This window comes from Photobacterium sp. GB-50 (assembly GCF_003026755.1).
Classification (GTDB): domain Bacteria; phylum Pseudomonadota; class Gammaproteobacteria; order Enterobacterales; family Vibrionaceae; genus Photobacterium.
The window spans coordinates 79,487-100,657 of sequence record NZ_PYNX01000002.1; the positions used below are offsets into that span (position 1 = coordinate 79,487).

18 protein-coding genes are annotated in these 21,171 nt (G+C 38.2%); 9 read left to right on the plus strand and 9 right to left on the minus strand.

The window, feature by feature from the left end:
• Positions 1-162 precede the first annotated feature (162 nt).
• From fadR to C9J41_RS03110, 4 genes are all read left to right on the plus strand, one after another.
• Positions 163-1,014, plus strand: coding sequence for a fatty acid metabolism transcriptional regulator FadR (gene fadR / locus C9J41_RS03095; protein ID WP_045084018.1), 852 nt, complete (start codon positions 163-165; stop codon positions 1,012-1,014).
• 191 nt (positions 1,015-1,205) lie between these two features.
• Positions 1,206-2,051 (plus strand): winged helix-turn-helix domain-containing protein, encoded by an 846-nt coding sequence (locus C9J41_RS03100; RefSeq protein WP_233219352.1) that lies wholly within the window; start codon positions 1,206-1,208, stop codon positions 2,049-2,051.
• 83 nt (positions 2,052-2,134) lie between these two features.
• Positions 2,135-2,536, plus strand: a complete 402-nt coding sequence (locus tag C9J41_RS03105; RefSeq protein WP_233217659.1) for a hypothetical protein — start codon at positions 2,135-2,137, stop codon at positions 2,534-2,536.
• Between the two features lie 147 nt (positions 2,537-2,683).
• Entirely contained in the window at positions 2,684-3,295 is a 612-nt protein-coding gene (locus C9J41_RS03110; RefSeq protein ID WP_107206093.1) for an outer membrane protein, read from the plus strand.
• 80 nt (positions 3,296-3,375) lie between these two features.
• On the opposite strand, the gene C9J41_RS03115 is transcribed toward C9J41_RS03110, so the two are convergent.
• From C9J41_RS03115 to C9J41_RS03125, 3 genes are all read right to left on the minus strand, one after another.
• Positions 3,376-4,905, minus strand: a complete 1,530-nt coding sequence (locus C9J41_RS03115; protein ID WP_107206094.1) for a SpoVR family protein — start codon at positions 4,903-4,905, stop codon at positions 3,376-3,378.
• Positions 4,906-4,998: 93 nt separating this feature from the next.
• On the minus strand, positions 4,999-6,270 hold the full coding sequence (locus tag C9J41_RS03120) for a YeaH/YhbH family protein (protein WP_105059723.1): 1,272 nt from the start codon (positions 6,268-6,270) through the stop codon (positions 4,999-5,001).
• Between the two features lie 29 nt (positions 6,271-6,299).
• Positions 6,300-8,234 (minus strand): PrkA family serine protein kinase, encoded by a 1,935-nt coding sequence (locus C9J41_RS03125; RefSeq protein ID WP_107206095.1) that lies wholly within the window; start codon positions 8,232-8,234, stop codon positions 6,300-6,302.
• Between the two features lie 527 nt (positions 8,235-8,761).
• On the opposite strand from C9J41_RS03125, the gene C9J41_RS03130 reads away from it, so the two are divergent.
• Positions 8,762-9,142: a VOC family protein gene (locus C9J41_RS03130; RefSeq protein ID WP_107206096.1), complete on the plus strand. Its 381-nt coding sequence runs from the start codon at positions 8,762-8,764 to the stop codon at positions 9,140-9,142.
• A 37-nt stretch (positions 9,143-9,179) separates the two neighbouring features.
• On the opposite strand, the gene C9J41_RS03135 is transcribed toward C9J41_RS03130, so the two are convergent.
• On the minus strand, positions 9,180-10,052 hold the full coding sequence (locus C9J41_RS03135; RefSeq protein ID WP_107294196.1) for a D-hexose-6-phosphate mutarotase: 873 nt from the start codon (positions 10,050-10,052) through the stop codon (positions 9,180-9,182).
• A 240-nt stretch (positions 10,053-10,292) separates the two neighbouring features.
• Positions 10,293-11,288 carry a type I glyceraldehyde-3-phosphate dehydrogenase gene (gap, locus tag C9J41_RS03140; RefSeq protein WP_105059727.1) on the minus strand — a complete coding sequence of 332 codons (996 nt, stop codon included), beginning with the start codon at positions 11,286-11,288 and terminating at the stop codon, positions 10,293-10,295.
• A 333-nt stretch (positions 11,289-11,621) separates the two neighbouring features.
• Here gap and msrB point away from each other — a divergent pair, with 333 nt between their 5' ends.
• Positions 11,622-12,008, plus strand: a complete 387-nt coding sequence (gene msrB / locus C9J41_RS03145) for a peptide-methionine (R)-S-oxide reductase MsrB (protein ID WP_107245799.1) — start codon at positions 11,622-11,624, stop codon at positions 12,006-12,008.
• Positions 12,009-12,148: 140 nt separating this feature from the next.
• Here msrB and C9J41_RS03150 read toward each other — a convergent pair whose 3' ends face one another.
• The gene (locus tag C9J41_RS03150) at positions 12,149-12,922 is read right to left on the minus strand and encodes a DUF2989 domain-containing protein (RefSeq protein ID WP_107294197.1); all 774 of its coding nucleotides are present in this window, start codon (positions 12,920-12,922) and stop codon (positions 12,149-12,151) included.
• Positions 12,923-13,235: 313 nt separating this feature from the next.
• Here C9J41_RS03150 and C9J41_RS03155 point away from each other — a divergent pair, with 313 nt between their 5' ends.
• Positions 13,236-13,535 carry a YeaC family protein gene (locus C9J41_RS03155; RefSeq protein WP_107206100.1) on the plus strand — a complete coding sequence of 100 codons (300 nt, stop codon included), beginning with the start codon at positions 13,236-13,238 and terminating at the stop codon, positions 13,533-13,535.
• Between the two features lie 2 nt (positions 13,536-13,537).
• Here C9J41_RS03155 and C9J41_RS03160 read toward each other — a convergent pair whose 3' ends face one another.
• From C9J41_RS03160 to sppA, 3 genes are all read right to left on the minus strand, one after another.
• The gene (locus C9J41_RS03160) at positions 13,538-14,221 is read right to left on the minus strand and encodes a glutathione S-transferase family protein (RefSeq protein ID WP_107260126.1); all 684 of its coding nucleotides are present in this window, start codon (positions 14,219-14,221) and stop codon (positions 13,538-13,540) included.
• Between the two features lie 146 nt (positions 14,222-14,367).
• Positions 14,368-15,381, minus strand: coding sequence for an asparaginase (gene ansA, locus C9J41_RS03165; RefSeq protein ID WP_107206102.1), 1,014 nt, complete (start codon positions 15,379-15,381; stop codon positions 14,368-14,370).
• Positions 15,382-15,631: 250 nt separating this feature from the next.
• Positions 15,632-17,479 carry a signal peptide peptidase SppA gene (gene sppA, locus C9J41_RS03170; protein WP_107287170.1) on the minus strand — a complete coding sequence of 616 codons (1,848 nt, stop codon included), beginning with the start codon at positions 17,477-17,479 and terminating at the stop codon, positions 15,632-15,634.
• 243 nt (positions 17,480-17,722) lie between these two features.
• On the opposite strand from sppA, the gene C9J41_RS03175 reads away from it, so the two are divergent.
• Both C9J41_RS03175 and C9J41_RS03180 read left to right on the plus strand, forming a co-directional pair.
• Positions 17,723-19,735, plus strand: a complete 2,013-nt coding sequence (locus C9J41_RS03175) for an NADPH-dependent 2,4-dienoyl-CoA reductase (protein ID WP_107294198.1) — start codon at positions 17,723-17,725, stop codon at positions 19,733-19,735.
• Between the two features lie 331 nt (positions 19,736-20,066).
• Positions 20,067-21,152, plus strand: a complete 1,086-nt coding sequence (locus C9J41_RS03180; protein WP_107294199.1) for a polysaccharide export protein — start codon at positions 20,067-20,069, stop codon at positions 21,150-21,152.
• The last annotated feature ends 19 nt before the right edge of the window (positions 21,153-21,171 follow it).

A 21,171-nucleotide genomic window follows, 5' to 3' on the forward strand; every position in this document is an offset into this window, starting at 1 on the left:
AATTCCCTTTTTTTTAGTGATCAGTTTAACAATATCGTTGTATTTTTATACTTCTCTTTCATGTTCATGTCAGAGTTAATAGTGAGGTTTCTTCTAATAAGAAACTAGTGGTATGATGAGTGCAATTATAAAAGTGCATGAAGCGAACTGGATTTTACTTAGATGGTCATTAAGGCAGATAGCCCAGCGACATTTGCTGAGAAATATATTATTGAAAGCATTTGGAATAATCACTTTCCTCAGGGGTCGATTCTTCCTGCTGAGCGTGAACTTTCAGAGTTAATTGGCGTAACTCGAACAACATTACGTGAAGTATTGCAGCGTTTAGCACGTGATGGATGGTTAACCATCCAACATGGTAAGCCAACACGTGTTAATAACTACATGGATACTTCAGGTTTAAATATCCTTGATACCTTAGTGACACTAGATGGGCAGGATGTTCAACGAGTATTAACCGATCTTCTTGCTGCTCGAACTGACATTAGTAGCGTATTTATGCGTTATGCTGTAAGAGGTAATGCAGAAGAATCAAGTCTTCTAATTCAGCATGTCATTGACTCAGTTGAAAGACTTCGAAAAGCATCAAGCTTTGCTGAGTTTATTGAAAACAGCGATGATCGTATTGATCTTATTCAAGAAGTTAAAAAAATCGTAGATAAATACGGCAAAGATGATCCACAGCTTTGTGAAGAAATTTGTTTAGCTCGTGCGTTCAACTATTATGATTATCGTCTATTCCAAGGTATGGCGGGTAAGTCTGGTAATACACTTTATGTTTTAACTATTAATGGCTTACGTAAAATTTATACGCGTGTTGGTGGTTATTATTTTATGAAGCCAGAAGCATGTGAATTAGCATTAAACTTCTACCGCGACATGAAATCATACTGTGATGAAAATAAACCAGAGCTAGTTGCTGATCGTATTCGTTTATATGGACGTGAAAGTGGTGCGATCTGGTATAGTCACCGTGTTGAAATTTCAAAATATATGTACGAAGAAGAGCAATAATTTAAAATTACTGCGGCGAATATTAGACCAAGTGTTAAGCACTTGGTTTTTTTATGCCTGTATTTCTGCTGTTTAAATCAGCATCTTGATGTAAATAGGAATGCTTGAAGGTGAATAACTCGATTGTAAGTTGATTGTATAGTTAGCATAACTAATAATTAAGGATTAATTATGTTAATAAAATGGTCAGTATGGCAAGCAGTGAAGTGTACCGAATTGGTTCCGTAACCTACGACAGTTCCACACGAACTCTTACTCATGACAATGGACAGACAGAGTATTTTACGCCTCGTGTGAGTGATGTATTTTTACTTTTACTGGCGCACCAAGGAAAATGTGTAGAAAAAGAGTTTTTATTATCTCAGTGTTGGGGAGATACGATTGTATCTGAGCAGGCCTTAACGAATGTGATTTCTAAACTTAGAAAAGTATTAGCCAATCATGCTTTAGAGATGATTACGATCACAACCGTCAGTAAATCAGGGTATTTACTTGAAATAAAAGAAAAAAGTTTTATAACTCAATGCCACCAAGAAAGTTGCGATATTACACCTGAACCAGTTTCAGAGGATGATGCTATCGAGAAAGGTGATGATAAGATTAAAGAAATAAAACTGTCATTCTATGCTCATAAACGTTTTTTTTATTTGCTACTTTTTCTGACTGTTGTGTTAGTAAGCATATTTATTTATACAAATAATAAAATACATTCATTACCGTATTTTATTGATACTAAAAATTATAGTAATGAACTCAGTATTGGTAGTAATAATATATATTTCAATAATATCGATAAATATAAGGTTGATAAAGTTTTCTTTATTAAAGATATAAAGAAAGGTGTTTCATCAATATGTGACTCTAAGGTTTTTATACAATTTTATTATAATACGAGAATAGCGAACAATACGGCAGTCGTAGTGTTTATAATTACATCAGATGGTAGAACATTTAATTTTAGAATGTCAAAATTTATTAATGGTAGATTTTCTAAACAGTTAAATGACTATTTGAAGAGTAAAAAAGTAGTATGTTGAAGTATATTAATGCAGTATTAATGGTCGTTTTTTTTCTCCTTATATTAGGTCTTTGTTACTTATTTACAAATAAAGATAATTTAGTGTCAACGACATGGGTATGCGACCAAATAAAGTCGGGGTTTATATCAAAATCTTATACTAAATATAGTCATATATCTGAAAGTATGATCTTAACATTTAGCTCTAAAAGAAGCTTTTTGATTAATGAATTTATACAAGCTCAGGAAGGGGATGATGAGTATAAGCTGATGGAGCTTTATTATGAAGGCGACTATATACAAACGAGAGAACATTTAACCTTGAATTTTAATCGTGTTAGAATTTTAAAAGAACATGATGATCCTAATTTAAATAGAGCCTATAAAGATTATGAAGGCTACAGCATCTATTATCGCTATAAGAGAATAGATAATAGATTGTATTTTTTCACTGATAGCAAAAATGAAGCGTTTGATATGGTTTGTTATACCGACAAGCAGTAACCAATTTAAATGTATCATTATGATTTTGTTTGTTTTTTATGTTGATTTATTTTTAGTGTAGTTAAGGTTTGGTTTTCGTTTGTTTTTTTTATACATGATTTACTAAGCTGGGCACCTCTTTTGTAAAGCAGTTTAAAACGTAAAAATATGAAAAAATTATTATTAGTGACACTTATTGGCACACTAACTTCATCTTATGCTTCAGCATCTGAAAACCCATCTAATAAATATAATGGTTTTTATATTGGTGCTGGTGTGGGTACTACTGATTTTCATTATGATAAATCACTTACAAACAGTTTTGAAAATAACCACGAAATTGGTTATTCAAATAAAGCTGATGGTGAAAGTTATAAACTAATTACGGGTTATCAGTTTAACCGCGTAGTTGCTTTAGAAGCGCAATACACGACCTATGGTGATATTAAAAATACATTAGAAGTAAAAGGTCACAAGTTCACTGGTAAAACAGAGCATCAATCTTTCAGCCTAGCTGCAAACTTGGGTTATACCTTTGATAATGGTTTACGCCCTTTTGCTCTTGTTGGTTTAGGTCAAATCTCTGTTAAAGAGCCTGGATTTAAAGATGATGGTGGTTTAATTCGTTTAGGTGCGGGTTTCGAGTATCAAATTAAACAAGCACCAGGTTTAGGTATTCGAACAGCTTATGAAGCAGACTTCTATACACTTGAAGCGACGAATAAAGATTATGATATGTCTGTTGGCTCTTGGTACTTAGGCGCAACCTATAAGTTTTAATTACTAATTTACTCTAATAAATAAAACGCCACTGAAATTAAAGATTTCAGTGGCGTTGTTTTTAACGAGAGATAGAAAATTTAAATCTCAGTATTATATTGTGTCTTAATTGGACAAGTCGCAATGATTTGGGTACGTCCGTCCGGTAATTCTTCTTCTAATGTAACATCAAATCCCCAAAGTCGATGAAGATGTTTAATTACTTCTTTATGGCTATCACCAAGTGGGATCCGATTATGGGGAATATAGCGTAGTGTTAATGAGCGATCACCGCGCAAAGCAACATCCCAGACTTGAATATTGGGTTCATTATTACTGAGGTTATATTGTGAAGAGAGTTTTTCTCTTATCGCACGATAACCTTCTTCATTATGTATAGCGCTCACTTCAACATAGTTATGACGATCATCATCATTTACTGCAAAAAGTTTAAAATCTCGCATAACTTTAGGTGAAAGAAACTGGCTAATAAAACTTTCGTCTTTAAAATTTTCCATCGCAAAATGTAGGGTATCAAGCCAATTAGATCCTGCTATATCAGGAAACCAATGCTTATCCTCTTCTGTAGGATTTTCACATATTCGACGTATATCTTGAAACATAGCAAACCCTAAAGCATAAGGGTTTATACCACTGTAATAGGGGCTGTTATATTCAGGCTGGGCAACAACATTAGTGTGACTATGGAGAAATTCCATAATGAAACGCTCAGTCACCAAGCCTTCATCATAGAGGTGATTAAGAATCGTGTAGTGCCAAAATGTCGCCCAGCCTTCATTCATAACCTGAGTTTGTTTTTGAGGATAAAAATATTGGCTTATCTTACGTACTATCCGGACTAATTCACGTTGCCAAGGTTCAAGCAACGGAGCGTGCTTTTCGAAGAAATAGAGAATATTTTCCTGTGGCTCAGAAGGAAATCGTGTTTCTTCAATCACGGTTTCTTTTTCGGCTTGAACAGGAATGGTGCGCCATAGCGAATTAACTTGTGATTGAAGGTAATCTTCACGGGCTTTTTGACGCGCCTTTTCTTCGACTAATGAAATTTTTTGTGGGCGTTTGTAACGATCCACACCGTAGTTCATTAATGCATGGCAGGAATCAATGAGCTTTTCGACGTCATTGACGCCGTATTTCTCCTCACATTCAGTAATGTACTTTCGAGCAAAGAGAAGATAATCGATGATTGAACTTGCATCAGTCCATGTTTTAAACAGGTAATTACCTTTAAAAAATGAATTATGACCATAGCAGGCATGTGCCATTACTAAGGCTTGCATTGTGATGGTGTTTTCTTCCATTAGGTAAGCGATGCAAGGGTTCGAATTGATAACGATCTCATAAGCGAGTCCCATTTGCCCATGCTTATAGCCTCGCTCGGTTTCGATAAAACGTTTACCAAAAGACCAATGATGATAATTGATGGGCATACCAATGCTTGAATAGGCATCCATCATTTGTTCGGCAGTAATGATCTCAATTTGGTTTGGATAGGCATCTAGGCGATAGTGCTCAGCAACTCGCTTGATCTCGACATGGTATTGTTCTAATAAGTCGAAGGTCCAATCCGGTCCATCGCTGAGTGTTTTTGTTTTTGTCTTTGTATTCATGACTAAGATCCCCTTAAAGCGCGTGATACCGGCCAGAAAGAGTAGCGATATTGTTTCAATATCGCTGACTATCGTTTAGTAAGCTTTCAAATATTAACTTACTTGTTTTTTAAATAGCTCTCTAAATACTGGGAAAATATCATCTACAGTCCGTATGTTTTGCATCGCAAAATTATCATGGCTGTTATGTAGCGCTTCATACTCACGCCATAATGTTTGATGTGCTCGTCGTGTGATTTCTATGTATGAGTAATAACGTGAAAATGGCAATATATGCTTATCTAATAGCTCTCGACAACCGGGTGAGTCATCAGCCCAGTTATCGCCATCAGAAGCTTGAGCCGCATAAATATTCCACTCTTCAGGACGATATCGGTCTTTTACAATATCATTCATCATACGTAGTGCGCTTGAAACAATGGTGCCGCCAGTTTCCTGTGAATAGAAAAATTCGTGTTCATCCACTTCTTTTGCTTGGGTATGGTGGCGAATAAAAACAACATCCACATTTTTATAGGTACGGTTTAAAAAGAGATAAAGCAAAATATAAAAACGTTTAGCAATATCTTTTGTGGCTTGATCCATCGAGCCTGATACATCCATCAAACAAAACATCACCGCTTGACTTGATGGTTGCGGTCGGCGTTCATAATTTTTATAGCGAAGATCAAAGGTATCAATAAATGGTGTTCTATTTATTTTTTGTTTCAATGACTCGATTTCTTGCTTTATCCTTTCTTCTTCAAAAGGTTGCGCAGGTTCAGTGTTAAATAATAAAGTGAGCGCTTGCTCTAAATCACGCAGTTTTCTTCTTTTTCCTGCGGTCATTGCGGTACGCCTTGCCAATGAGTTTTGCAAGGTTTTCACAATGGCAATATTGGCGGGAACACCTTGTGATTTATAGCCTGAACGGAAGGTTTTCCACTCGACTATTTTGTTCATTTGGTTTTTTTGTAAATTAGGTAATTCAAGATCTTCAAATAAAAGATCAAGATATTCATCTTTAGATATTTGGAAAACAAACTCATCATTGCCTTCGCCATCAGGACTTGCATCTCCTTTACCAGCCCCACCTTGACCAGCGCCACCTGGCGGTCGCTCGATACGATCACCGGGTGTGAATTGGTCGTTGCCAGGGTGGACAACATCACGTTGTCCACCTTTACCTTGATGAAAGCTAGGTTCTCGGATATCACGAGATGGGATAGTGATATCTTCACCACTATCAACATCCGTGATCGAGCGTTTATTTACCGCATCAGCAATAGATTCTTTTATTTGCTGCTTATGGCGGCGTAAAAAGCGCTGGCGATTAACCGTACTTTTATTTTTACCATTGAGCCTGCGGTCGATAAAATATGCCATAGCTCCCCCTTATTTCATTTGCAGCTGGTTTACGACGATTTACGTACGCGTAAATACCATTCAGACAATAAGCGTACTTGCTTGCGGGTATAGCCTTTTTCCATCATACGAGCGACGAAATCATCATGTTTCTTTTGCTCATCTGTTGATGTTTTTGCATTAAATGAAATAACAGGAAGTAGCTCTTCAGTATTTGAGAACATCTTCTTCTCTATGACTGTTCTGAGTTTCTCATAGCTGGTCCAGTTGGGGTTTTTGCCTGCATTGTTTGCTCTAGCACGTAAAACGAAGTTAACAATTTCATTTCGGAAATCTTTAGGGTTACTGATCCCCGCTGGTTTCTCTATTTTCTCTAATTCGTTATTAAGTGCTTCGCGATTAAAGAGCTGTCCAGTTTCAGGATCACGGTACTCTTGGTCTTGAATCCAGAAGTCGGCGTAGCTGACATAGCGGTCAAAAATGTTTTGACCATATTCGGAGTAAGATTCGAGATAAGCGGTTTGGATCTCTTTACCAATGAACTCGACATACTTCGGTGTAAGGAAGCCTTTTAAATGTTCAAGATATTTTTCAGCAATGTCTTGTGGGAATTGTTCACGTTCAATTTGTTGCTCAAGCACATAGAACAAGTGAACAGGGTTTGCTGCAACTTCTGAATGATCGAAGTTAAAGACCCGCGATAAAATCTTAAAGGCGAAACGAGTTGATAACCCATTCATACCTTCATCGACACCGGCATAGTCGCGATATTCTTGGTAAGATTTTGCTTTTGGATCGGTATCTTTTAGTGTTTCACCGTCATAGACTCGCATTTTTGAATACACACTTGAGTTTTCAGGCTCTTTCAAGCGAGACAGAACGGTGAATCGAGCAAGGATCTCAAGCGTACTTGGTGAGCAAGGCGCGGCTGATAGCTCACTATTTTCAAGTAGTTTTTGGTAGATTTTTATTTCTTCAGAAACCCGTAAACAATAAGGGACTTTGACGATGTAAACACGATCTAAGAAAGCCTCATTCGTCTTGTTATTTCTAAAGGTCTGCCATTCTGACTCGTTAGAGTGAGCAAGGATCATTCCATCGAAAGGTAATGCGGATAACCCTTCAGTACCGTTGTAGTTACCCTCTTGTGTTGCGGTAAGAAGTGGGTGAAGTACTTTTAACGGCGCTTTAAACATCTCAACAAACTCCATTAAGCCTTGGTTAGCTTTACATAGAGCACCTGAATAACTATAAGCATCAGGATCGTCTTGAGAATAATGTTCAAGTTGACGTATATCTACCTTACCAACTAGCGATGAAATATCTTGGTTATTTTCATCTCCCGGTTCAGTTTTTGCGATACCGACTTGGTCAAGGATGGACGGACGCACTTTCACCACTTTAAATTGTGTAATATCGCCACCAAATTCATGGAGTCGTTTTGCCGCCCACGGTGACATGATGGTATTTAAATAGCGTGATGGAATATTGTATTCATTGGCAAGTAGATCACCATCTTCTGATTTATCAAATAAACTGAAAGGGTGATCATTAACTGGGCTACGCTCACCATTTGCCGTTAGAATATAAATAGGCATTTTCTGCATTAAGCTTTTTAATTTTTCTGCTAGCGACGATTTACCACCGCCGACAGGGCCTAATAAATAAAGAATTTGCTTACGCTCTTCAAGCCCTTGGGCTGCATGTTTGAGGTAAGAGACGATTTGTTCTATCGCATCTTCCATACCGTAGAAGTCTTCAAACGTTTTATAACGAGAGATGACCCGATTAGAGAAGAGACGGCTAAGATATGGGTCTTGTGCGGTATCAATCATTTCTGGTTCGCCAATCGCCATCAATAGACGCTCTGCGGCGTTGACGTAGGCGCTGCGATCGTTACGACAAATATCAAGGAATTCTTGTAATGAAAGTTCTTCGTCCTTGGATTCTTCATAGCGATGACGATAGTGGTCAAAAATACTCATGGTATGCCCCCTGAATCGTTCTTTGATCATTTAGACAGGACGAAAATCAACCTCTTTTGCATCCCTTACTGTAAGCCTAGACCGAACTAATCAATTTGCTGTACTGAGTTAATGATTTCTAAATAAAAAATAGCTTGTGATAACGGTTTAAAACTGGATGTTTTTTAACCGTATATTTTTACTATCCTCTTATGGGATGGGTTCTGCAAGCGCTTTTGACGCTAAAATGCTTTTGTTTTTTATTGTTAATATGTAAATCTACTGTTAATTATAGTAATTAATGAAGAATCTTGTTTTTGTGGGTTATGTTGAAGTAAAAAACTATAAAACTTTTTTGTGTTGAATTATTGTTTTGGTCTATTGGCTTTGTTTGGTTTTATTTGTTTTTTTTTGAATTATTGATAGAGAAGGACAATTATTGAGAATTTTTTTGTGTATTTGAGCCTAAGATATTTTTTTTCCACGAAACAGCTTTCTCTGACATAAGCTGAAATGAAGTCCTAAAAATTGTATAGGTAGGTGGCTTTATGACAATTTCACGTGTCGATACTGTTTCCATTCCGGTTTCGGATCAAAATCAGGCTTTGAAGTTTTATCGAGATGCACTTGGTTTTGAATTGATCCGAGATCATTGTTCGAATAATAAAAAACGCTGGCTGCAATTAGCACCAAGAGGTGCAGAAACGACAATCAGTTTAGTGACGCCATTTGGCGGAATGGAAGCAGGTACAGTGCAAGGTTTAGTCGTACAAACGGATGATATACAGCTAACACATAAAGAGCTCAAGCAACGTGGTGTATTATTATCAAGTATTGTTAATTTAGTCGGTGGTAAGTTTGCTACGTTTAATGATCCCGATGGAAATGGCTGGGTATTGATTGAAGCTTCTGCAAAAATGTATGCTTGAACCACGAGCAATAATATTGCCCGTGGTTCGTTTCTAATTAACGGCTAGAAATCGTTGTCACTAAAGTATGTGACTGTTCAGGCGCTAGCTCAATACTTGGTTGGTGGATTGTTGATTCCACGCATACCATAGTTTCAAAACTATTATCAGCCATATCACCCATACTAATGGATAGAGCTTGCCAAGGGTTCCAAATTACAGCAGCATTGTGACCTTCGTTAGTGACCAAAATTTCACGATTATTGTTTTTATCATTAATCGTGATAGTGGCTTCTGGCTGAGTATATACACGATCAGTTTCGCTGTTGAAGATCAGTGTAGAACCACCTTCACACGCTTTACCTTGCTGTGTGCTATCAAGGTAGTTTGGCCCCATTCCTGTAATATCAATATCGTTAATATTGGCAATATCAAAGTAAGTATGCAATGCGCCGCTGTATGACCATGGTTGATTGTCGGTATTAGTCGATGTCAGGCTTACTTTGAGTTCTTGACCGATTTCAAACGTTAAGACGTTTTTAAACTTATGCGGCCAAATCGCATAGGTTTCTTCATTATCTTCCAGTGCTAGGCTGACAATAACGCCGTTTTCATTTTCACGGTGTTCTAATAATGACCACTGCGATGTGCGGGCAAAACCATGAGATGGGGTACCAGCTTGACCAAACCAAGGCCAACAAATTGGAATACCGCCGCGTACCGCTTTTGACTGATCAAAAATGGCTTTTTCACTTAACCAAATAATGTCTTTTTCACCTTGTGGTTTAAACCATAACAGGTGGCCACCATGCAGTGAAATTCCAGCTTCAGCAAGAGGGTGGATCACTCGAATGATATTAATCCCTTGATATTCACAAACTGTGACGTTGTCGGATAAAGCGTTAACAGTAGAAAGTTGACGTAGGTTCATCTTCATTCCTTAAAAGTTAAAAGCAGGAAGTGCTTATTTGTTTAGCGTTTATTCGTGCATTAAACATTAAGCAAAAAAACACTTATTTTTCGCTTTAAAATATCAAAAAATATGAAAATTAATTTGTTAAAGCAGTGAAGAGTTCTGATCGTTTTTTGTATTGTACTAGATATAAAAAAGGCGCCGCAAAATGCGCCGCCTTTTTAATTGCTTTCAAAGAAAGCGAGCTAATTGCTTACATTACTTAGAGATGTGAGCGATTAGGTCTAGAACTTTGTTTGAGTAGCCGATTTCGTTGTCGTACCAAGATACAACTTTAACGAAGTTATCAGTTAGTGCGATACCAGCTTTAGCATCGAATACTGAAGTTTGAGTTTCGCCGATGAAATCTTGAGAAACAACTTGATCTTCAGTGTAACCAAGAACGCCTTTTAGAGCGCCTTCTGATGCTTCTTTCATAGCAGCACAGATAGCTTCGTAAGATGCACCGTTCTTAAGGTTAACTGTTAGGTCAACTACAGAAACGTTAGCAGTTGGTACGCGGAAAGCCATACCAGTTAGTTTGCCGTTTAGCTCAGGAAGAACAACACCTACAGCTTTAGCTGCACCAGTTGATGATGGGATGATGTTCTGAGAAGCACCACGACCGCCACGCCAGTCTTTAGCAGAAGGACCGTCAACAGTCTTCTGAGTAGCTGTAGTTGCGTGAACTGTAGTCATAAGACCAGATTCGATACCGAACTTGTCGTTAAGAACTTTAGCGATAGGCGCTAGACAGTTAGTAGTACAAGAAGCGTTAGAAACGATATCTTGACCTGCGTAAGTGTCTTGGTTAACACCCATAACGAACATTGGAGTTGCGTCTTTAGATGGACCAGTAAGAACAACTTTCTTAGCACCAGCAGTGATGTGCTTACGTGCAGTCTCGTCAGTTAGGAAAAGACCAGTTGCTTCAGCAACAACGTCAACGTTGATTGCATCCCACTTAAGATCTTCTGGGTTACGTTCAGCTGTTACACGAACAGTTTTACCGTTAACGATTAGGTTACCGCCTTCAACTTCAACAGTACCGTTGAAACGGCCGTGAGTTGAATCGTACTTAAGCATGTATGCCATGTACTCAACATCGATAAGGTCGTTGATACCAACAACTTCAATGTCGTTGCGCTCTTGCGCTGCACGGAAAACAAAACGACCGATACGGCCGAAACCGTTAATACCTACTTTAATTGTCATTACAGTTGCTCCACAACTTAATTTCTAATGAAAGATAACTGGTAGTAAAATTACATAATACTACGTGACCCTGCAAGCAAAAAAATCGTTTATATTGCTTAAAATCAAAAAAAAGATCGGATTTAATTTACATTTCGACTACAACGGCGGTAAATCATACAAATACTGTGTGATTTAACAGCGGCGTAATTTTCAATTTTATATCGCTGATAAATACATTAGACGGTTTTTCTTTAAACTGTGAATTTTTAAAACAGCCATATGTGTTACAGTCTTTATAAATAAAAAATATATTTTGAAAAGTAATATTGAGGGAAAGAAGGGAAGGGTGTGATGAAAAATAAACCTGATACTTATTGGCAAGAGAAATTATCAGCAGAGGCTTATCAAGTTTGTCGACAACAGGCAACTGAACCTCCCTTTAGCGGTACGCTTCTTCATAATCATAAAACAGGTATTTATTCATGTGTCTGTTGTGATTCCCCACTGTTTTCTTCAGCGAATAAGTATGACTCAGGGTGCGGTTGGCCTAGCTTTGATGCGCCTATTGATAACGATTGTATCACTTATTTAGAAGATAATAGTCATGGCATGCAGCGCATAGAAATTCGCTGTAAGCATTGTGATAGTCATCTTGGACATGTTTTTACTGATGGCCCGCAAACAACAGGTGAACGTTACTGTGTTAATTCTGTTTCTCTAATTTTTGCAGATGAATAAAACGTATGAGTGACGGTAATATATAATTATTGACCGTCGCTGAAATAAATATCTAAATATAACGCTTAAAATTAAATAAGTTTAATGATTAAATCTTGTATGTGTCAATTATAAAATTATTTGATATTTGCAATAAAATTTTAATTAATCATTTTTCGTTCATAGCTGCCATTTTGTAAATTATCTAAAATATTGACTGCTTTTTTATTTAAAACCTTCTGTTCATTTTCTGTTAATAAAAATAGGTTGGCGATATTTTTGGCCTCGACTACAGGCATATTCATATCATTAGCAATTAATACCCAGATATAAGCTTCCTTCAGTTTTTTTTGCTGCTGAGATAAGGTTGCCAATGATTTAATAATATCTTGGTTTACTGTTTCATTTTTCTTATAGAGTGAAAGTGCATGATGCAGTAATTGATAGGTTTTATCCTTATCTTTGCTGATGTAGTAGCTGGCAAGCGCAAGCTGAAGATCCGGGGTTTCTAACTCCTTTTTACCTTCGAGAGCGAGAAATTGTTGTTGTGCTTGTTCATCACCTTGACTCCAACGGTAGTAAATAATCTCTGGATCGGTCGACAACGATAGCTCTTTGTTTAGGCGTGTTACATTGTTATAGCTATCGTAGAGTGCGTTCATACGAATAGTCTTTCGATCTTTTAGCTCTGTTGGTTCAATACGAGCGGCATATTCCAAGCAAAAAATGTACTTTTGCGTCGCTTCAAGCTCTTTAAATTTTTCTTGGTCGGTTGGATTTTTCAACACATCATAACGTTGCCAAATTAATCCTGTTCGTTGAATACGACATTGACCATCATTGACGTTGAGCTGGGTACACAATTCAGGATAACTTTCACATAAGCTATCTGTGGTACGGTGTCGTTCAAAACAGCCAGTTAATAATAAGCTCATACTGATCGTTGTGATAAGACGTTTAGTACTGTTTAAGAGCAACCTTGTCGGCACTACTCTTTTTGATGTTTCTATAATTGCGGAGTAATACGCCATAGTGACCTACATGTTGGTTACGAATAAGGATAAATATAACGATGTCATTTGTTGTTATCGACGGATGATCTCGAAAATGGTGAATTTATTTTGATAGAGCTATCAACCTGTGATCGCTATTACAGTTTGAGGGGAAAGCGTTGACTGTTATTACGTATTTTATAAGCTACAGCGATGTACTTAAACAAGCCTGTTAGTATCAAAATGAGGAGTGGATATGGATGTGTCGCAATTATTGAAGGCTATGACGCCAGAAGTTTTTGAGCGGATATCAACTGCAGTAGAAACCGGAAAGTGGCCTGATGGTTCAGTATTAACGGCTAATCAAAGAGATTCTGCTATGCAGGCTGTGATGCTTTATCAGTCTCGCCATAATAGTGATGCGCAACATATGACGGTTGCAGCAGGTGGCGAAATAAAATTTAAGAGTAAAGCTGAATTAAAACGTGATTTTGCGACTCAAGGGACTCTTGGAAAGTCGCCAGAGATAGCTCGCTTTGAACATGATGATATCTAACATTAGACTTTATCATGCAGGTTAGGCCATATCATAGCTTCGCAATAGAAACTTTGTAATTGATGATCTTCTTCTGACACAATATTGGCTATCCATGGCTCTTGCTCTATACGGTGTAGATAGTGGTGTAGAGTAGGATAATGGGGTTGCAATCGTAGCCCTGCCATCCATCCCGTTCTAAAAATACTCCAGATACTTATTTCAGCCATTGAGAAATGATCGCCAACATACCCTAGCTCGGGGAGTTGCTCTTCAAGGTAATTCAACACATTAGGAAGATGATGAGTAAGGCATTGAGCCACTGCTTCTCCATCACACGACTTATCTTGCATTTTATCGCGCAATACTTTTTGGTAAAACAAAACGCCACCGAGTAATGACGTGACACGCGTTGCAGCATAAGCTTCAAACCAACGAATTTTCGCTCGTTGTTTAGCGTCGCCCGGATAAAGTGGGGGAACGGGGTAGGTATCGTCAAGATAATGGGCAATAACGGTTGAATCAATGATTGTTGTATCGTTATGTTCAAGTACAGGGACTTTTCCCATTGGGTGGCGTTTGTGCGCAAGCTCTTTTTCTAAAAAGGGGTTGAGAGGTTGGAGTTCATAACGTATCCCTTTGTAATTAAGTGCCAACATGATTTTTCTGACGAAGGGCGAAATAGAGGCACCGTGTAAAATCATCATTGTTTCAACCCATGAAGGTAGATTGCTATTAGCTGTAATTGTAGTTCGGTTGGAAAATTTTGGGGGAGTGGTGTTTTATTTTATGATAGCTAAAAATAAAAAAGAGCCCGTTCGGCTCTTTTCGTTATTAAACAAGTACTGCTAACTTACAAGGTTAACTCACCACGGAGATCTTGCTGCATCAGCGTGCGCATTGTTTCAATCGGTAAATCTTGGCTGAGTAAGTAATGTAATTTAGCCAATGCTGCTTCAGGTGTCATATCATAGCCACTTAGCACGCCAGCATCTGCTAGCGCACAACCCGTTGCGTATCCACCCATATTAACTTTACCTGATAAACATTGGGTTAAGTTCATGACAATCACACCGCGACTCGATGCTTCTTTTAACTGATCAAGCAGCTCTTTATTTTGAGGTGCATTACCTACGCCAAAAGTCAGTAGGATCATCGCATTTACAGGTTGGCGTAGGGTATTACGTATAACCTCTGGTGAGATCCCTGGATACATGGTGATCACACCAATAGGCTGTGGCGTAATGGTGTGAACTTTAAATTCACCGTTCGGTTTTTTGTTTAATTCCGTTCCGCTATTAACGGTTATGTTAATGCCTGCTTCTAATAATGGTGGCAAGTTTGGTGAGATAAACGCGCCAAAACCATCGGCATGAGCCTTAGTACTGCGGTTACCACGGATCAGTTGGTTGTTGAAAAAAACGGTCACTTCATTGATCGGGTAATTAGCCGCAATGTGTAACGCATTCAATAAGTTGCTTTGACCATCAGAGCGAAGTTCAACTAACGGGATTTGAGAACCGGTGACAATGACAGGCTTATCTAAATTTTCGAACATAAAAGATAAAGCAGAAGCGGTGTACGCCATAGTATCTGTGCCATGAAGGATCACAAAACCATCATACTTTTCGTAATTATCTTTTATATCGTCAGCAATGCGTTGCCAATCCGCAGGTGTCATATCTGATGAGTCGATTAAAGGTGAATACTCATGGATAGTGAACTCAGGCATTTCTGGGCGATGGAATTCTGGCATGCTAGCTAATTGCTTTTGCATAAAACCTGATACAGGAATATAGCCATGATCAGATTTTTGCATACCAATGGTGCCGCCAGTGTAGGCGATATAAATATGTTTTCTTTCCATTTTTAAGCACAGAGTTAACGGTTGGTGTGCGCATTATACGCAAACTGTATGAAGATGCGAGTTAAGCGATTTTTAGAGTGATACTTATTGCATTGAAATGTGAACTAAGATTGATGTGCTTATCTTTTGAGTTATTTCGGTTTTTATCACTAATGTTGATTGGCTGGCTTATTTAAGCGTTTTTGCATAATAAAAAGCTCGACATATCGCCGAGCTTTTTAATTATTGGTTGCTGATAACGTTTTTGTTACTAGTTAACGGTGCTGCAATTTAAGCAGAACGCATAACGACCATTAGGATCGTTAAAGTTACTAAGAGAAGTCAGATCTTTTGCAACTTTAGTCACTGGCGCTAATGCATTTGGTGTGTTACCAATAACCATTGCCACAACCTGTGCTTTTACTTCACCTGACATTTCTTTAAAGAATTGCTGGATAGGAGAAAGAGGCTGTTGCATCCAGACCAATTGGTAATCATCTACTTTAGCGAGCGACACCGCTTCCGTTATTGCAGTATCAAAGTCACCGAGCTCATCGACTAAACCACGTTCTTTCGCGTCCTTACCTGTCCATACTCGGCCTTGGGCAATTTTATCTGCTTGCTCAAGTGACATATGGCGGTATTTGCTGACTAAACCAATAAAGCGCTGGTAGCCATTATCAACCCCAAGCTGGAAAACTTTGCCGACATTTTCAGGTAGAGCACGTGTTACGCCGACACCTGAGAAAGGAGTCGTTCCCACCCCATCACTGTAAACGCCTAGCTTTTCTAAGCTTTTTTCAAATGTGGTTAAAATCGCAAAGATACCAATAGAGCCGGTGATCGTTGTTGGTTGTGCGATAATTTTATCGGCACTTGAAGAGATCCAGTAACCACCTGATGCTGCAACACTCGACATCGAAACAACAACAGGTTTCCCCGCCGCTTTTAAGGCATCGACTTCATTACGGATCACTTCAGAAGCAAAGGCGCTGCCTCCTGGGCTATCGACACGTAAGATCACAGATTTAACATCGTTATCAAAGCGAGCTTTGCGAAGTAGTGCTGCAATCGTGTCACCACCTGCTGTACCTTGACTACTCTTGCCATCAACAATGGCGCCACTTGCAACAACGACAGCTACTTTGTTATTGGATGGTTGTTGATCATCAACCAGCATCGATAAGTAATCGTAGTAGCTGATCTGTTTAAAGCTGTGCTCACCGTTATCACCAAATTCTTTGATTAAGATTTGGCTTAATTGAGGACGGGTTACCAACTCATCAACAAGACCCATTTTTTTACTCAGTTGAGCAAAATCGCCATTAACAGCAGTGAGTTGTTCAACAAAGCTGTTCATTTCAGGCGTCAATGATTTAGCATCGATATTGCGGTTTTTCGCCACATCGGAGGTATAAGCATCCCATAATTGATCTAACCAAACCGTATTGGCTTCTTTTGCTGCGGCTGACATGCCATCACGGATATACGGTTCGACAAATGATTTGTAAGTACCGACACGGAAAACGTGAGTAGTGACATCTAGCTTTTCTAATAATGTTTTATAGTAAAGCGTATAGGTGCCATAACCCGTTAACATGATACCGCCATCAGGTGACATAAAGATCTTATCGGCATAACTTGCAAGGTAGTATTGGCTTTGGCTGTAATGACCGCCATAAGCATAAACAGGTTTACCGGATGCTTTAAATTCTTGAATGGCTTTTGCAATGTAACGCAGTTTTGTCAGGCTCGTTTCTGGCATGTTTTTAAGATTTAATACAAGGCCAGTGATAGAGCTATCGGTAGTTGCAGTGCGGATGGCTTCGACAATATCGAATAAAACGTTTTGTTCAACAGGTGGTTGCCCCATCACATCACTAATAACGTTATCTAATGGATTATCATAGTTTTTCTGCTCAACAATCGGGCCTGATAGGTTTAGTACCAGCGCCGATGCTTCTGGCTTTTCAGCGTTATCATCGTTATCACTAAAAGCAAAAATAATGGCACCTACAATCAGTAGGAAAATTAAGTTAAGAATAAACTTACGGGCAAAGTTGATTAACTTCCAGATTGTTCTGAAAAACGCTCCAATCCCTTTGAATATGGCTTTCATGGATGCTCTCTTTAATGATTCTTGAGACATATCGTATCGTACTCATTAACTAATTTCAGTAAATTTACTATTAAGAAGAGATATCAAAACAAGGTATTGAATAAATAGCCGTATTGTTAGTCATCCAAGGCATAAGAAAAGTGCGCGAAAGCACAAATGTTAACTTAATGTAAACAAATGTTTGAAATGGCATAACAGGGTTAATATACTGGTCAGACCATAATAAAAAGAGAAGCAAAAGCCATGGACAATAAAGCATACCCTCATTTGTTAGCGCCATTGGATCTTGGTTTTACTACCCTACGAAACCGTGTGTTAATGGGCTCTATGCACACAGGGCTTGAAGAATCACGAGATGGATTTAAAAAATTATCTGCGTTCTATGCCGCACGTGCGCGTGGTGGTGTAGGACTAATTGTCACTGGCGGTTTCTCTCCCAACTTTCGTGGGCGACTACATCCGTTAAGTGCTGAATTTAGTTCATCACGTGCAGCTCGGGCACATAAAAACATTACAGATGCAGTACATAATGAAGGTGGAAAAATAGCGCTTCAGTTACTACATGCAGGGCGCTATGCAATGTCGCCTTTTGCAGTGAGTGCCTCTGCTATTCGTTCACCTATTTCTAAATTCACCCCAAGTGAAATGTCTGAACGTCAGATTTTAAAAACCATCAATGCTTTTGCAAAAAGCGCCGAGCTTGCTCGCGAAGCTGGCTATGATGGGGTTGAACTGATGGGATCAGAAGGCTATCTGATTAATCAGTTCATCTGTCAGCGTTCGAACTTACGTTATGACGATTGGGGCGGGAGTTATGAAAATCGAATTCGTTTCCCACTAGAAATTGTGAAAGCAGTTCGCGCGCGAGTTGGACGTGACTTTATTATTATCTTCCGTCTTTCAATGCTGGATTTAGTCGAGCAAGGCAGTACTCATGAAGAAGTAGTAATGCTTGCAAAGGCTCTAGAACAAGCTGGTGTAACCATTTTAAATACCGGCATTGGTTGGCATGAAGCACGTGTTCCGACGATTGCCACGCAAGTCCCACGTGCCGCATTTGCTTGGGTTACAGAAAGGCTTAAACAAGAAGTCTCTATTCCTTTAGTTACCTGTAATCGTATTAATACCCCACAAGTGGCTGAAGATATTCTATCGTCAGGGCAAGCTGATATGGTATCGATGGCACGACCGTTCCTTGCCGATCCTGATTTTGTCGAAAAAGCCGCGCAAGATCGCGCTGATGATATTAATACCTGTATTGGATGTAACCAGGCCTGTTTAGATCATGCTTTTGTTGGTAAACGTGCGAGTTGTTTAGTTAACCCTCAAGCGTGTTATGAGACCGAACTGGTATTAACCCCGGTAGCACAAAATAGAAAAGTGGCGATTGTTGGAGCTGGACCTGCTGGAATGGCGTGCGCTGTTGCTGTTGCAGAGCGAGGTTTTACCGTCGATGTATTTGAGAAAAATGATCACGTTGGTGGACAATTTAACCTTGCGATGCAAATACCAGGTAAAGAAGAGTTTAAAGAAACGATTCGTTATTTTACCCGTCGTTTAGAGCAAACAGGTGTAAACGTAAAACTTGGTTACACTGCAACAGAAAATGATTTAGCTAACTATGATGAAGTGATCATCGCAACTGGGGTTAAACCACGTATTCCACCTATTCCTGGCGTTGATAACCCGAAGGTGATTGATTATCAAACTTTGATTAGAGATAAAGTACAGTTAGGACAAAAAGTCGCTGTTATTGGTGCTGGTGGTATTGGGGTTGATGTATCTACCATGCTAACAGAGCCTGAAAATCAAAATCTTGATCAATGGCTTGAAGAGTGGGGGATTGATAAAACATTGACTCATGAAGGTGGCTTATTACCGCATGATGAATACATTAGCCCGCGACAAGTATGGTTAATGCAACGAAAACCGGGCAAGGTTGGTAAAGGTCCGGGCAGAACAACAGGCTGGATCCACCGTAGAACATTAGAAAAACGCGGTGTTGAACTGCTTGGTGGGGTTAGTTATGACAAAATCGATAATGCAGGTTTACATATTACTGTTGAAGGACAATCTCGAATATTAGATGCCGATAATATTGTACTTTGTACAGGTCAAACATCGGTTGAAGAACTGTCAGAAAAGCTCACCGAGCAAGGCATTAATGTGCATGTGATTGGTGGGGCAGATGTTGCTGGAGAGGTAGATGCTAAACGGGTAATTCGTCAAGGTGTTGAATTAGCTGCAAAGCTATAAGCAGTAATTAAAGCATTATTGCTCCAAAAGGTGAGGTTTATATCTCACCTTTTTTATATTTTAAAAATAAAAAACTGTAAAAAGCTATTTAAATAGATTTATTACTATTTTTATTTAATTGTCATACTTATGTGTTTTTTTTGATTATGAGTTATATTTCATTAATTATTATGATGTTGGTCATTAAAAACATACATAAATACTATGCAATGAGTTTTTATGATTCTTATTTGGTATAGTTGTTATCATTTATTGACTTATGAATATTTAAATAATGCCCTTCTATAGATGTAAAGCTTTACAAAATGTATGTTTAGTTGGTTTTTTTTGTATGTTTTTTCTCTCCGGTTGCAGTATGCCTGGAATGCATTTTAATATAAAAAATAAAGAGATAAAAAACACTAAAAATGAATCTATTTTGAACAAGGTAAATATTTATTATTTAGATAGTAGTGTGATAAACAAAGTAAGAAAAAAAGAAGTAAAAGCTAAGACGAATGAACAGTTACAAACTGATATAAACAATTATAGTTATATTGTTGGCCCCACTGATGTATTAAATATTACCGTTTGGAATCATCCAGAGCTAACAATTCCGCAAGGACCGGAACGTACACCTGAAGAGGCGGGTACTCGCGTGCATGCTGATGGGCGTATTTTTTATCCTTATGTTGGCTTTATTCATGTTGCAGGACACAAATTATCTTATATACAAAGTGTGTTAACAAAGAAGTTAGCGAGATACATTGAAATGCCACAAATTGAAGTTTCAGTGGCAGCTTATAAATCAAAACAAGTTTATGTAACAGGCTCAGTGAAGCTTCCTGGAGAGCAAGCTATTACAGATAAGGCATTAACATTATTGCTTGCTATTAATAAGGCGAGGGGTTTTAGTATTGATGCTGATTGGCATAATGTTACTGTAACAAGAAATAATAATGTTATTCATTTATCTGCTTACGATCTTATTCAAAATGGCGATTTAACTCAGAATATATTATTAAAAAATAATGATATTATACATATAGCTAATAATGACGATTTAAAAGTATTCGTAATGGGGGAGGTGAATAACCCCCAAACGCTTCAAATTGACCGTTCAGGAATGAATTTAACTGAGGCGCTCAGTACAGTTGGCGGGATTAATGAAATCAGTGCTGATGCTGAAGGTGTCTTTGTTATTAGAATAAATAAAGAGGATAAAGAGGATAAAGTTGCAGATATTTATCAACTGAATATGAAAAGTGCAGCAGCTATGATTATTGCCAATCAATTCGAATTAAACCCTCAAGATATAATCTATGTTACCGCATCACCAATGGGAAGGTGGAATAGAGTGATGGCGCAGGTTCTACCAACCATTACAAACTTTACCACACTCACTCAAGGTGTGGATTATTATACGGACCTTAAATAACATGATTAAATTAGGGATG